The sequence below is a fragment of the Rhodococcus sp. IEGM 1306 genome (assembly GCF_036541985.1).
Classification (GTDB): domain Bacteria; phylum Actinomycetota; class Actinomycetes; order Mycobacteriales; family Mycobacteriaceae; genus Rhodococcus_F; species Rhodococcus_F qingshengii.
The window spans coordinates 252,300-266,431 of record NZ_JAZHFF010000007.1 but is presented as its reverse complement, the minus strand read 5'-3'; the positions used below and the strand labels follow the sequence as shown (position 1 = coordinate 266,431).

The 14,132-nt window shown below is 61.9% G+C and carries 13 protein-coding genes; 7 read left to right on the top strand and 6 right to left on the bottom strand.

The features are described 5' to 3' along the window. Positions 1–95 precede the first annotated feature (95 nt). The gene (locus V3587_RS21355; RefSeq protein WP_283377146.1) at positions 96–716 is read left to right on the top strand and encodes a LysE/ArgO family amino acid transporter; all 621 of its coding nucleotides are present in this window, start codon (positions 96–98) and stop codon (positions 714–716) included. A gap of 114 nt (positions 717–830) precedes the next feature. Further along, positions 831–2,153 (top strand): ClC family H(+)/Cl(-) exchange transporter, encoded by a 1,323-nt coding sequence (locus V3587_RS21350; protein ID WP_283377145.1) that lies wholly within the window; start codon positions 831–833, stop codon positions 2,151–2,153. 43 nt (positions 2,154–2,196) lie between these two features. Here the strand turns inward: V3587_RS21350 and V3587_RS21345 are convergent, their stop codons facing one another. The 4 genes from V3587_RS21345 to V3587_RS21330 form a co-directional block, all read right to left on the bottom strand. Next, positions 2,197–3,066, bottom strand: a complete 870-nt coding sequence (locus tag V3587_RS21345; protein WP_007730547.1) for a TIGR03619 family F420-dependent LLM class oxidoreductase — start codon at positions 3,064–3,066, stop codon at positions 2,197–2,199. A gap of 322 nt (positions 3,067–3,388) precedes the next feature. Next, positions 3,389–4,579, bottom strand: a complete 1,191-nt coding sequence (locus V3587_RS21340; RefSeq protein WP_007730544.1) for a 4-hydroxybenzoate 3-monooxygenase — start codon at positions 4,577–4,579, stop codon at positions 3,389–3,391. A 98-nt stretch (positions 4,580–4,677) separates the two neighbouring features. Continuing rightward, entirely contained in the window at positions 4,678–5,430 is a 753-nt protein-coding gene (locus tag V3587_RS21335) for an IclR family transcriptional regulator (RefSeq protein ID WP_003943227.1), read from the bottom strand. Between the two features lie 49 nt (positions 5,431–5,479). After that, the gene (locus V3587_RS21330) at positions 5,480–6,847 is read right to left on the bottom strand and encodes an NAD(P)/FAD-dependent oxidoreductase (protein ID WP_003942969.1); all 1,368 of its coding nucleotides are present in this window, start codon (positions 6,845–6,847) and stop codon (positions 5,480–5,482) included. A 124-nt stretch (positions 6,848–6,971) separates the two neighbouring features. On the opposite strand from V3587_RS21330, the gene V3587_RS21325 reads away from it, so the two are divergent. The 3 genes from V3587_RS21325 to V3587_RS21315 all read left to right on the top strand — a co-directional run bounded on the left by V3587_RS21325 (position 6,972) and on the right by V3587_RS21315 (position 11,070). Continuing rightward, positions 6,972–7,862 carry a LysR family transcriptional regulator gene (locus V3587_RS21325; RefSeq protein WP_003943104.1) on the top strand — a complete coding sequence of 297 codons (891 nt, stop codon included), beginning with the start codon at positions 6,972–6,974 and terminating at the stop codon, positions 7,860–7,862. 93 nt (positions 7,863–7,955) lie between these two features. Beyond that, the gene (locus V3587_RS21320) at positions 7,956–9,419 is read left to right on the top strand and encodes a benzaldehyde dehydrogenase (protein WP_007730539.1); all 1,464 of its coding nucleotides are present in this window, start codon (positions 7,956–7,958) and stop codon (positions 9,417–9,419) included. A gap of 154 nt (positions 9,420–9,573) precedes the next feature. After that, on the top strand, positions 9,574–11,070 hold the full coding sequence (locus V3587_RS21315; RefSeq protein ID WP_202426560.1) for an MFS transporter: 1,497 nt from the start codon (positions 9,574–9,576) through the stop codon (positions 11,068–11,070). A gap of 27 nt (positions 11,071–11,097) precedes the next feature. Here V3587_RS21315 and V3587_RS21310 read toward each other — a convergent pair whose 3' ends face one another. Both V3587_RS21310 and V3587_RS21305 read right to left on the bottom strand, forming a co-directional pair. Continuing rightward, entirely contained in the window at positions 11,098–11,961 is an 864-nt protein-coding gene (locus V3587_RS21310; RefSeq protein ID WP_007730535.1) for an SDR family NAD(P)-dependent oxidoreductase, read from the bottom strand. Between the two features lie 47 nt (positions 11,962–12,008). Further along, complete coding sequence (locus tag V3587_RS21305) at positions 12,009–12,896, bottom strand: SDR family NAD(P)-dependent oxidoreductase (protein WP_283377165.1); 888 nt, start codon at positions 12,894–12,896, stop codon at positions 12,009–12,011. Between the two features lie 241 nt (positions 12,897–13,137). Here V3587_RS21305 and V3587_RS21300 point away from each other — a divergent pair, with 241 nt between their 5' ends. Both V3587_RS21300 and V3587_RS21295 read left to right on the top strand, forming a co-directional pair. Further along, positions 13,138–13,485, top strand: coding sequence for a hypothetical protein (locus tag V3587_RS21300; protein ID WP_007730530.1), 348 nt, complete (start codon positions 13,138–13,140; stop codon positions 13,483–13,485). Next, the gene (locus V3587_RS21295; protein WP_030536113.1) at positions 13,478–14,128 is read left to right on the top strand and encodes a Dabb family protein; all 651 of its coding nucleotides are present in this window, start codon (positions 13,478–13,480) and stop codon (positions 14,126–14,128) included. Before V3587_RS21300 ends, V3587_RS21295 begins: the two co-directional genes overlap by 8 nt. Positions 14,129–14,132: the final 4 nt, after the last annotated feature.

Sequence of the window (14,132 nt, the reverse complement as noted above, 5' to 3'; positions counted from 1 at the left end):
AGTTGCTCGAAATCCAACATAATCTGAAGCTACTCTGATGTGTCCTTAGAATCATTAGCTGGACTGAATGATATCTGCGCGGCAGGCTCGACAACATGCTCAGCACCAACGACCCTGCGTCGGCCCTCGTCGGTTTCGGGGTCGGACTGTCTTTGATCGTCGCAATCGGCGCCCAGAATGCGTTTGTTCTTCGTCAAGGCCTGACGCGATCGCACGTACTCCCGATCGTCGCAGTGTGCGCGTTGTCAGACGCAATTCTGATCCTCGCGGGCGTCAGCGGAATCGGGACCCTCCTCGAACACGCACCGTCGATGATCACGTTCGTTCGTATCGCCGGCGCCGTTTTCCTCCTCAGCTATTCGCTCTTCGCCGCCAAGCGGGCACTTCACCCCCAGACGTTGGCACCGGATCGACATGGCAACGGGTCGAGGCTTGCCGCCGTCACGATGGCATTGGCTCTCACCTGGCTCAATCCACACGTGTACCTCGACACCGTCGTGCTCATGGGTTCCATCGCCAACGGTCGCGGCGAGATCGGACGTTGGTGGTTTGCCGCCGGTGCCATCACGGCAAGTGTGGTCTGGTTCGGCGCCCTCGGTTACGGCGCACGTCTGCTGACGACGCTTTTTGCGAAACCCAACGCCTGGCGGGTTCTCGATGCTCTGATCGCCGTGATGATGGCGGTTCTCGGAATCAGCCTGCTTGTCGAATTGTGACCAGGCTGCACAACCTCGATCCGACCCTGCGGGTAGCGCGATGGGTTACCGTCCAAGGTGAGGAAGCTCAATTCACCTGTCGCGAGTTGTGACCATCAGGTAGGGCTGATCACGATGACCGAGGACGATGGCGGCACCGAACCGCGTGACTCCAACCGCGGACTGGGTTTGCTGTGTCTACTCGCTGCGGTCGCCGGCGTCGGGGTCGGATTTGTCGGCGGCGCGTTCCGTTGGTGTCTGATCAGGGCCGACGAACTTCGTCAGGCGATCGTGAACTGGGCGCATCATGTTCCGTACGTCGGGTGGCTCGTGCCGGTCCTCCTGGTGGCCCTGTGCACCGTACTTGCCGTACTGATCGTCAGACGAGTGCCCCTCGCAAAGGGAAGCGGCATCCAGCACGTCGAGGCGGTGTCCCGCGGTGAAGCGAAACCGCCGGGAATCAGTCTCGTGCCCGCCAGATTCATCGGCGGCCTCTTGGCGATCGGCTCCGGTCTGGTTCTCGGCCGTGAAGGCCCCACCGTACACATGGGTGCGGCGATCGGAGCAGAAGCGGGACGGCGAGCCCGCCTCACCGAACCCGACGTCGCCATGCTGCAAACATCCACGGCCGGAGCAGGACTCGCTGTCGCATTCAACGCGCCGATCGCGGGAGCACTGTTCGTCTGCGAGGAGGTGACGCACTCGTTCCGGCTGCGCACCGTGCTGCCAACGCTTTTCGGTGTTTCAGTGGCGGTGGGCTGTGCACGGATCGTCATCGGTGATCAACCCGATTTCGAGGTCGGCACCGTGCCGACACCTCAACTTGCACTCTTGCCACTGTTCGTCGTCTTCGGAATCCTCACGGGGCTACTGGGTATTGCGTACAACCGCCTGATTCTGGGACTACTCGACATCGTGGCACGACTCGACAAGATCCCACCGACTGTCATCGGCGCAACGATCGGCGCCGTCATCGGCCTGACGCTGTTCCTCGACCCGTTGGCCAGTGGGGGCGGCGACGTTCTTGCACAGATGATCGTCGGCGGAAGGACCTTCGTACTGCCGATCCTGCTGCTGTACTTGGTGGTTCGGTTCTTCACCGGCCCGCTCTCGTATGCCGCTGGAACTCCCGGCGGACTGTTCGCTCCCTTACTCGCTCTCGGCGCGCTCTGGGGGTCGATCTTCACCGGACTGTCGAGCTTCGTGCCCGGAGTGGACGCCGGGCTCACGGTCACCATGGCCACCGTCGGTATGGCGGCCTTCTTCGGCGCCGTAGTACGCGCACCGTTCACCGGCATCGTGATCGTGGTCGAAATGACCGCGGTGACGTCGACGCTGGTCCCGATGCTCGCTGCCACTGCGGCAGCGGTATTCGTCACCACGTCGGCAGGGTCGGCACCTATCTACGACAGTCTGCGCGAACGGATGTTGGAGCCGCAACGCCCGCATACGGATTGATCCCCGCACACGGGTCATTGCAGCACGGGTGCGCTACGTGAATTCAGAATTTGCAGATGACTTCCTCGGAGAACCTGCGTACCGCATCTTTCTTCGCTTCCAGGTCGCAGTCGAACCCGAGGCCGTACATGGCCCAAGGAATGACGATCGATTCCGTCACTCCGCTATCGGCCAGTTCCAAGGAGCCGTCGAGACCGAAGCGATCGGCGCAGACGGCCTGAATTTCGAACGGGGACTCGGCGCGCCCGTACTCGACCCGCAGGACGCCGATCCTCGCGATGAGAGCTTGCAGATCAGCGAAAGAGACTGTAGCCGAGGTCCAACCGTCACCCACTCGCGCTGCACGGCGCAATGCGGCCGCGGAATGTCCTCCGATGTAGATGGGGACGGGATCGATCGGCGCCGGGCTCATCTGCAGCCTGTCGAAGTCGAAGAACTTGCCGTGATGTTCGACCATACCGCCGCCTAGAACCAGTCGCAGTACCTCGAGCATCTCGTCGACTCGCGGGCCTCGATCCTTGGGGGAAGCGCCGCACCACTCGAATTCCTCTGGCGCCCAGCCCACACCGACCCCGAGACCGAAGCGGCCTCCTGTCAGATTCGCGACCGACCCCACCTGGCTTGCCAGCAGCAGAGGATTGCGTGAGCTGAGCTCGAGCACCTGCGGATAAAAGCGAATCTTCGACGTTCCGGGTCCCATGAAGGCCGCGGCAATCATGGGGTCTACAAATGGTGTCTTCGCGTCCCACATCCGCACACCGTCAGCGGTATACGGATACCCGGTAGCGCCCCGCTCGGGAAAGAACAGTGAGTCGGGCATCGTGATCGAAGAAAAGCCGCATTCTTCGGCCACTTTCGCAAGTGCAACGAGTTGAGAGAGGGGAATCATAGCCACGGCGAGGCTGAACTTCATCGGAAGATCCCTCTGTTCAGTTGACCGGAGCGACTGAAGTGCCTCGATGAGCTCGACGTCGGTTCGCACCGATCGGCTTGGGAGACAGTGGATCCTGAACAGTCACTTCTTGCAACGCTCAGTCATACGACAACTCCCCCGCAGTGCCGTCGAAGCATCAGCCACCCTCGGTTGGACAAGGACGTGTTCGAGGTTACAAAGCTCCCGCTACTTCGGCTCGGCGGCTTCCCGCCAGGCGGACACATACCAAGAACTTCGGGGTCCTGGTGACACCTGGCACCCCACTCCCCCTGATTTCGCACCGTGCAACCTGCGAATCGGCCTACTGATGCAAGGGAGTTCCGACGTAGTTCTCGGCGATCAGCGTTCGTCCCGCCACGGAACGCGTGACCATGTCCAACTCGGCCAACTGTCGGCGATGCCCGAAACCGCTGTCGTCTGGCAAGCGATGGAGCATCGACGACATCCACCACGAGAAGTGCTGCGTCCGCCACACACGCGGCAACACCGTTTCGGTGTACCCGTCCAGCATCTTTCGGTCGGACGAGGTGAAGAAACCGTCCATTGCCTTCGCCAGTGCGTAGACGTCGGCGATCGCGAGATTCATTCCCTTCGCGCCGGTCGGCGGCACGGTGTGCGCCGCATCCCCTGCAAGAAACAGGTTGCCGTGCTGCATCGGCTCACACACGAAGCTGCGGAACTGGAGGATCGACTTCTGAAAGATCCTGCCGTCCTTGATCTCCGCCCCCTCACCGTCGACGCGCATGTGCAGCTCGTCCCAGATTCGATCGTCGGACCAGTTGTCCACGGAGTCGTCCGGATCGACCTGAAGGTAATGACGCTGTACCTCGGGCGTCCGTGTGCTGATCAGTGCAAACCCGCGCTCATGGTTGGCATAAATCAGTTCTTCGGACGACGGCGGCGCCTCGGCCAGGATGCCGAACCACGCGAAGGGATACTGGCGGAAATGATCCGTTCGGATCGACGGTTCGGGAATCAGCTTTCGCGTTCCGGTGCGTGAACCGTCGCAACCGGCCACCAGGGCGCACTCGAGCTTCTGATCATTTCCGTCCGAGTCGACAAAAGTGATACTCGGGCGATCCGATTCGTGATCGTGTACTTGCGCGTCGGACACTCCGAATCGAATGTCCCCGCCGTCAGCGAGACGCCGCGCGATCAGATCCTTGAGCACCTCGTGTTGCGGATACACCGTGACTGCTCGCCCGTCGGTCAGTTCGTCGAACGCGATTCGGTGCCCTCGTCCACCGAATCGCAACTCGATTCCGTGATGTTCGAGGCCCTCCCGCTTCAGTCGATCACCGAGTCCGGTCTCGACCATGAGATCAACCGTGTTCTGTTCGAGCACGCCGGCACGAATGGTGCCTTCTACCTCTTCGCGGGTGCGGCATTCCAGGACAACCGAATCGATTCCCTTCAGGTGCAACAGATGCGAGAGCATCAACCCGGCGGGACCACCACCGACGATTCCGACCTGGGTGCGTGAAGAAGACATACAGAGAGCTCCTGAGGTGAGTGACGATTGAGACCACCCTCGACCACGATCACTCCTCTGAACAGCTGCAATTTCACTCAGTGAAAGACCGAAACGAGCTATCGAAACCCACCGCTACCAAGCCCGCGTGATATTCCACGGGCGGCCGCGACCAACGCGGGCAGTAAAGGAGCTGGATCCTGCTCCACCGGAACAACTGTCGAGACCGCTGCCACGACACTGCCCCCGGCTTCGCGGACAGGAGCGGCGACGGCAAGGGTTCCGACGTTCAGATACTCACGACAGACCACGAATCCGGCGCGCCTGATCTCGTCGAGAGTTGCTCGCAAAATCCGCTCGGAAGTAATGGTTTTGGGAGTGAACGACTCGAGGCCGGCGCGAAGGACGTCGTCGAGAAGCTCGGTTCCGCCGTGCGCGAGGAGAATCAATCCACCGCTGGACGCGTGCAACGGCAATCTTCCGCCGGCACGGCCGACCACGGTGACGGCGCTACGCGAGGACAAGCGCTCGAGGTACAGAGCCTCGGTGCCCTCACGAACGACCAACTGCACGTTCTCTCGGGTGACCTCGTACAGGTCCTCGAGGAACGGCAACGCCACCTGCCGTAGGCCGTGAGCGCCGGGAGCAAGAGCGCCGATCTCCCACAACCGGACTCCGACCTGGTACTTGCCGTCACTCCGACGCTCGAGTGCGCCCTCAGCCACCAACTGCCCACACAGTCGGTGGACGGTGGGCAGAGGCAAACCGCTGCGACGACTGATCTCCGACTGCGTCAACCGCGGCGATTTCGCGTCGAAGGCACCGAGCACGATAAATGCCCGGCCGATCAACGAACGCTCGCCTGATGCCATTCACACAGTGTGACTGACATCAGGCGAAACGTGTTCAGGCGGTGCGAAGCTACGCGGAGTGCGCCAATTCCGGTTCGCGTTCGGTCACCGGCGGCGTGGCCTCGATCTTCATCGGCTCCTGCGCGTAGTGGAAGTGCGGACGACGGTGACCGATGAACGAACCGAACCACGACATCACAGCGACATACCGGTTGCGGAAGCCCACCAGATACATCACGTGCACGGCCAGCCACATGAACCAGGCGATCGTGCCCTTGAACTCGACCTTGCGGACGCGACACACAGCGCTGAATCGGCTGATGATCGACATGCTGCCCTTGTCGAAGTATTTGAAAGGCGTTCCGGCCTTGACCTTTCCGTTCACAGTCTTCGCTGCATGACGGCCACCCTGCATTGCAACGGGCGACTGACCCGGCAGACCGTTCAGCGAAGTCATGTCGCCGATGGCAAAGACATTGGCGAACCCGCCGACGGTCAAGTCCGGATTGATGAGCAGACGACCTGCACGGTCACTCTCACAACCGGTCGCCTCGCCGAGCACTGCTGCGAAGTCGTTGGCGCGAACACCGGCCGACCAGATGACGGTCTCGGCGTCGATGCGCTTCTCTTCCTTGGTCTTTGCCGAAGAGACGGTGACACCGTGCTCGTCGATGGCGGTGACCATGGTGTTGAGAACAACCTCGACACCCGACTTCTCGAGCGAGGCCTGTGTGTACTCACTGAGCTTGCCGCCGAAGGCCGGAAGCGCAACGCCCGCGCCCTCGACCATGGTGACCGTGACCTCGTCGGCGCTGATGTTGTTGATGGACTTGGCGAAGTAGCGACGCGCCAGTTCCTTGATCTGTCCGGCGAGCTCGACGCCGGTCGCGCCTGCACCGACGACAACGAAGCTGAGCAGGTTGCGGCGAACCAGCGCGTCGTTGGTGGTGTGAGCCTCTTCGAAGCAACGCAGGATCTGCTTACGCAGGACCTCGGCATCCTCGACGGTCTTGAGCTTGTAGGTGACCTTTTCGAACTCGTCATGACCGAAGTACGCCTGGGTGGCACCGGTGGCTGCGATGAGCGAGCGGTATCCGAGAGTGTGGCGGGTGCCTGAAGCCTCGTAGACGACGGTGTTCTCTTCGGCGTTGACCTCGACGACGCGACCGAGACGCACGTCGGCGTTGGGGTACTTCTGCAGGATCGTGCGGATGGGCGGAGCAACTTCGCCTGCCGACAGAACACCAGTCGCCACCTGGTAGAGCAGCGGCTGGAAGAGGTGCTCGGTGGTGGCGGAGATGAGGACGAACGGCGTCTTGGACTTCGCGAGGGTCTTGGCCGCGGCGAGGGCTCCGAATCCCGAACCGACGATGACTACCTGAGTCTGCTCGTGTCCAGTCGCGTCGATGTCAGCGCGACCCGCAGCTGTTCTATCCACAACAAATCTCCTCAACCAAATTGAAAGTATGACTATTACGGTATGGACTGATCATGGGTCGGGTCCAGCTAGCTGGAGTATTCGCAAGACTGTTATCTCGATTGCTCATAAGTAAGCTGTCCTCATGGACTTCCGCCAACTCAAGTACTTCCTCGTCGTGAGCGAGGAACTGAGCTTCAGTCGCGCTGCCGAGCGCTGCTTCATCTCGCAGTCGGCGATCAGCCATCAGGTCGCCCGACTGGAGAAGGAGCTTGGCGCGACACTCTTCGAACGCTCGACCCGAGCCGTTCGCCTTGCCCCGGCAGGATCGCGACTCGTGCCCATTGCGCAGCAAGTCCTCAGCCTCGAAACGATGGCCTACTCCGTCGCACGCGACCCACGAGCCCGGATCCGGATCACCGGAAACATGAGCTTCGCCGCTCAGACGCTGGACGCCATCGCACACGTGCGCGAACTTCATCCGGACCTGGACGTCGAGTTCGTCATCAAGAGTTTTGCCCACCGCATGGACGCCGTAGCCTCCGGTGACGCCGACATCGCGCTGATTCGCGGCGGCGTCGACCGCCCCGGACTCGAACCCTTGGACCTCGGCGTCGAAGATCTGCTGGTCGTCATGTCGAGCCGGCACCCCCTGGCCGGCCAGCAAAGCGTCGACCTCAATGATCTGGCCGCATACCCCCTGCTCCTGCCGCCGCGCCAAAGCCAGGTGCTCATTCACAAGGTGGTCGAGGACGCGTTCCGCGAGATAGATCGACGCGTCCAACTGGGCCCTGCAATTCCGAGCGATCACACAGCCACGCTGGACGTGATCACCAACCCGCGCGCCTGGACCCTGCTGTATTCGATCACCGCAGGCGAATCTCCACGCGCCGGCATCAGCTTCATGCGAGAATCGCACGGCCGCTTGCGAATTCCCGTCTCGGGAGTGACCCGCAGCGGCGCCACCCACTCGACCGAGTTCGCCGATCTGATCCAAGCGCTCAAGGACGCCATGAATCCGTCTTTCACTGAGTGAAAGTGCGATGGCGATCGACTCCCCTCACGGAGCAACGTGGTCCACAACCATGTGATGCGGCGCGCGGTTGCATCCCTTTACCGAGGAGCGGCCATGACGCGTTTGCTGAGCGAACCTGTGTGGGAATCGAAGATCTTCGACGGCGAATGGGTTCTCGGTAGCGCCGACGATCGTATTGTCGTCGAACCGGCCACCGGCAAGCAGTTGACGACGGTCGGCATGGCAACACCAGACGACGTGGCAGCCGCTGCAACAAAAGCTACTGCCGCTCAGAAGGATTGGGCAGCAAGGCCGTACACCGAACGAGCCGCCGTTCTACGCCGCGCCGGTCAACTGTTCGAGCAGTACGCCGACGAAATCGGCGAATGGGTAATCCGCGAGGCCGGCAGCATTCCCGCCAAAGCCGGACTGGAAACCCACACCGCTGCCGAAGAGTGCTACAACGCAGCAGCTTTGGCCGCACACCCCATCGGCGAGGTGCTGCGCTCGGAGCAACCGCGGCTGAGCTTCTCTCGTCGCGTCCCCGTCGGCACCGTCGGCGTCATCGCACCGTTCAACTTCCCGATCATTCTGTCGATCCGTGCAGTCGCTCCCGCACTGGCACTGGGCAATTCGGTGATCCTCAAGCCTGATCCGCGCACGGCGATCTGTGGCGGTGTGGTTCTTGCCCGCATCTTCGAAGAAGCCGGTCTGCCTGCCGGAGTGTTCGGCATGCTGCCGGGTGGCGCTGACGCCGGTGAGGCAATCGTGGTTCATCCGAGCGTTCGCGTCATCGCATTCACCGGGTCGACCCGGGCAGGACGCGCTGTCGGTGAACTGGCGGGCCGCCATCTCAAACGAGCACACCTCGAACTCGGGGGAAACAACGCACTGATCGTCATGGACGACGTCGACCTCGAAAAGGCCGCATCTGTAGGCGCTTTCGGATCCTTCATGCACCAGGGGCAGATCTGCATGACCACCGGCCGCCAGCTCGTCCACGAAAGTATCGCCGCCGACTACACCGCACTCCTTGCCGAACACGCCGACAAGCTTCCGGTAGGCGACCCGTTCACCGGTCAGGTCGCACTCGGACCCATCATCGACGCCGGACAACGCGACCACATCCACTCCCTGGTCACCGGAAGCATCGCGGCCGGAGCAAAACTGGCGGCCGGCGGCACCTACGAGGATCTCTTCTACCGGCCCACCGTGCTGGCCGACACCCCACTCACCGCGCCGGCATTCGCCGACGAAGTCTTCGGGCCAGTCGCACCGGTCACCTCCTTCGCCACCGTCGAACAGGCCGTCGCCATAGCCAACGATTCCGAGTACGGACTGTCACTGGGCATTCTGACCTCCGACGCCATGCGAGGGCTCGAGCTCGCCCAACAAATCCCCACCGGCCTCGTACACATCAACGATCAGACCGTCGGCGACGAAGCAGTCATCCCGTTCGGCGGTATGGCGTCTTCGGGTAACGGTGGCCGCGTCGGCGGTATCGGCGCAAACCTCGACGCCTTCACCGAAACGCAGTGGGTGACTGCGCAGAGCGCACTCCCGGTCTACCCCTTCTAGTCCGGAACACGCCGAGTTGGTCCTGAATACACCGAGCTGGCCCCAGGGGCTCACTGACCAGCATTGACGGGATCGATCTCGCGGACTTACCATCCAGAGAAAATTACTTCGGCACATTAAGCAATTTCTCTTGTAATTCCCGAGAAGGACCCACTTGACGAATTCAGTGACGACCGACAGCGCTGCGCAGCCAACGGTCCACGACACCCCGGATGTATCCGTCGTAACATCGCCGCGCCGCGAGGCCGTCATCATCGGGGCGCTCAGCCTGGCCGCGATGATCGTCTCGATGATGCAGACACTGCCCGTCCCGATTTTGGGGCGTATTCAGTCCGATCTGGGCGCATCCGCGGCCGGCATCAGTTGGGTGACGACGGCGACGTTGCTGTCGGCCGCCGTTTTCACTCCCCTGTTGGGCCGCTACGGCGATCAGCACGGCAAGAAGCGCACGCTGGTCGGCGTTCTGGTCGTCATGGTCATCGGTTCGATCGTCGCCGCACTGGCACACAATCTGCCACTTCTCATCCTCGGACGCGTCCTCCAGGGGACCGCCACCGCCATCTTCCCGCTGGCTCTGTCGGTCCTGCGCGAAGAGGTCCGCCCACACAAGCTTCCCGGCGCGATGGCATTGGTCAGCGGAACTCTCGCATTCGGCAGCGGGCTCGCCCTCGTAGCCACCGGACTTCTCACATCGGCTCCGGATGCCGACTACCGCAACGCCTTCTGGATGGCCACCGGGTTCGCGTTGCTTGCCCTCGTCGCCGTCATCACGCTGGTTCCGGCAACCAAGCACAAGAGCGGCGGGCGCGTCGACGTCATCGGCGCGCTGAGCCTGGGCGCTGCACTCCTTCTGCTCCTGTTGTCGATTTCGCAAGGCCACCAATGGGGTTGGTTCTCACCCGTGACCATCGGTGTTTTCCTGGGCTCGATCGTGATGTTCGCAGTCTGGGTCTGGATCGAGAAGATCGTCGACGAACCACTGGTCGACATGCGAATGTTCGTCCACCGGCCCGTGATGATGGCGAATCTGGCGGGGGTCATGCTGGGCTTCGGAATGTTCGCCAACTTCCTGGGCATCTCCTATCTCGTGCAGCTTCCCCACGCCCTCACGGGATACGGATTCGACGCCAGCATTCTGCGTGCGTCGGTGGAATTCCTGCTGCCGGGTGCGATTGCCTCGCTGATCGCAGCACCGATCGGTGGGCGGCTCATCAGAGTGCGTGGGCCACGCTTCGTCCTGGGACTCACCGCCATCTGTGGTGCGGTGCCGTTCGCCTGGCTCGCGTACGACCACACGCACACCGCGTCGGTCATCGGTGCCGGCATCGTGATCGGCGCCGCCGTGAGCCTGGGCTACGCGGCCATGCCCGCGATCATCATGTCGAGCGTTCCGCGACACCAGAGTGGAATAGCCAACGGCATCAACTCGATCTCCCGTTCCACCGGCAGCGCCATGGGCAGTGCAGTGGTGACTACGATTCTCGCCTCGATGACCATCGCGAACCTGCCAGAGGGCGTATCCGCTCTGCCCAGCGAATCCGCCTTCACCGTCACCTTCGTCACTGCCGCCGTAGCTTTCGCTCTGGTCGGCCTGGTGGGTTGGTCAGGCCTCCCCAAGAGTGCGTCGACGTCTGTCAACGGCAGCGCGTGAACAGGCCTGCTCCGAACAGCTCCGCATTCACGAGATGCCCATGCGTGTGAGCATTGTGCGAGGATCGGCGGGAGGTAGCAGGTCTCGAAGCTGAGCGGCTCGGCGGTCGGTGAACTGCCGACACGCGTCGTCGTCGGAGAACACCCAGAAGTCCCCACGCGCTATTGCTTCGGTCATGTGCTCGGCGGCATCGAGCGGGTCGAGTCCGGATTCGACGTTCGCCTGTTGCATTGCATCGAAGACAGCGTTTGCCGTGACGTTCGTAGTCGGCGCGTCACGCTGGGCCGCACGAAAGATCTCACTCCGGATCGAGTGTGGAACAACAGCACTGACCTGAATCGGAGAGTCGACCAACGACAGATCTTGGTGCAAGCTCTCGGTCATCGCCAGCACCGCGAACTTACTGACGATGTACGGTCCTTGCACCGCGGCGCTGTTGATCCCGCCGACAGAAGACAGATTGGCCACACACGCCGGCTTACCCACCTTCAACATCAATGGCACGAAAGCACGAAGGCAATAGAAGACGCCGTCGACGTTGATCTCCATCAACCGTCTCCACCGCGCACCACTGACTTCCCACAGCAACCCGGCCGTCTCCACTCCGGCATTGTTGACCAGCAACTCGACGCTGCCGTGACGATCGAACACATTGTCCGCCATCCTCTTCACGGCATCTGCATCCGCTACGTCCACTCCATGGACGTCAGCCCTCCCACCGGCCGCGCGAATGTCCTCGGCGACGAGCGACGCACGCTCCTCGTCGATGTCGGCAACTACCACCGTCATTCCCAGCCGCGCAAGGTGTCGGGCGAACCCTGCACCGATACCGGCCCCCGCACCGGTCACGACGGCCGTGCCGGTACCGAACCGGCGTTCAGCGTGGGACATCTCCACTCCTCGGGTTGTGTCGCCGAAACTATTGCTCGACAAAGACTTCAGATTCCTTCGGGCAGAATGTTGGGATTGCACCACGTCGGTGGCTCACGTCTGGGCATCAGCCCTTGCCCGTCGAGCGCCTTCACGACCAGATCCTGATACCAGGGAAAATGAAGACTGAACGCTACAAGGCCGGTCCGCTCGGCCGCGGGAAGAGAACACATGGCCAGTACCGTCTCGGCAAGATACTCGACGGGCTCGGTTTCGTATCCATCCGGAATGAGTGCGTCGGCGCCGGGAGTCGAGATCGCAGTGGAAGGCCCCACCGAGTTGACCGCGATATTGTCGTCCAGCACCTCCGCGGCGAGGCCCTGTGTGAACCTGTGCAGTGCTGCCTTCATCGACGCGTAAATCACGTCACCCGACGTCTTGTTGTAGTCGCGGAAGGGCCTGATCGGATTCAGTCCCGTCGAGGAACCGATGTTCACGATCCAGCCTGCGCCGCGCTCTCGCATGTAGGGGATGGCTGCCTTCGACAGGGCGAACGGCGCGCGAATGTAGTGGTCGAGGGTCCGATCGAACGTCGCCAGCGACATCTTCTCGATCGGCGCGTAGTCGGCAAACCCGGCATTGTTCACGAGGATGTCGATACCTCCGGTCCGCGAGACGACCTTCTCGATCAATCCGTCGCGAGCCTCGGAATCCTCGAGATCGGCCGGAATGGCAAGTGCACGAAGGTGTTGCGACTCGATCATCTCGACGGTCTCGGACAACGTACCGCCGATGACGACATTACTGTCGGCACGGACTGCCGCGGTAGGCCGAGTCGACCGTGCGGTGACGACCACGGTTGCCCCCTCTGCCGCCAGTCGCCTGGCGATCGCCCTGCCGATGCCTCGACTGCTCCCGGTCACCAGCGCGGTCTTCCCTACCAGCGAGTGATTCAACTGCTCCTCCAAGGCTCTTCCACTTCACGACATCGAACACATGACGTATGTGTTCGACCTGAGTTCGACTGCATTTCACGCAATCGTTGTCCGCCATGTTGCATCATCCGATTCTGTTGCACAGCAACGATTCCCGCCTGACGGGAGGTGTCGAAATGCCGGGCACATGACCAAATCCGCTATCTCCCGCTGTGTGAGATCGAAAGCATCACAACGGGTTAGGGGAAAGTAATCTTCACCAATGGCAGATGAAACGCTCTACGTGATCGATCGGATAGTCACGAAACCGGGATGCGGTCGACAGTTCGTCGACGCGCTACTCGACCAGTATTTGCCGAGTGCACAGCGTCGCGGCATGACACTCGCCGACGTACTCGTCAGCCCTCCGTTGTGGTGCGATCAAGACCCGAACACCTTGACCGTCACCTGGACGGTCGACGGCACGGCCGGCTGGTGGTCGATGACGCGCCAGGGCCGCAGAGACTCCACCCTCAGGCAGTGGTGGGATGCAATGGCTCCGCTCATAATCGAACGGAGTCGCTCCATGGCCGCCGCAGCAAAGGACATCGAAGGACTGAGCAATGTATAACGTGACAAGAGTCGTGCACGCCGCCAACGGGGCGGGCGCCGACGAGTGGACCGCTGCAGTGAAGAACATTGCCGCAGTTGCCGAATCGTCGAACGCGCTGCGTCGTCTCGTCTGTACGACACTTCCCGGCGTCATCAACGGCGGAGATCTGATCGTCCATCTTCAGTTCGAAGACGAGATGGCTTGGCAGACAGCCCGAGATGCGGTCGACGACAGCCTGCGCTGCGCCGCCGTCGACCACTTCCACGGTGCCGAGTACTCGTCCGGGACCACGGGACGTTCCGGCGCCGAAGCCGCCGGTCAGGTGTACCGAGCGCTGTTCATCCGGGTATCCCCCAGCACACCCCAGGACGTACTCGAGGAATTCGAACGGGATCTGCTCAGGATGCCTACCCATATCTCGTCGATCTGCGCCTGGCGTCTCAGCCGAGTCGACGCAGCGATCGGGCACACACCATGGACTCATGTCTGGGAGCAGGAGTTCACCGACCTCGGCTCACTGCAGACCCAGTACCTCGATCATCCGATTCACTGGGCAGTGGTGGACCGGTGGTTCGACCCCGAATGTCCCGAGGCCGTGGTCCACGACAGAATCTGTCACACGTTCGGCAATCTCACCGAGAGACTCCTGACAGTGAAGTGATCTG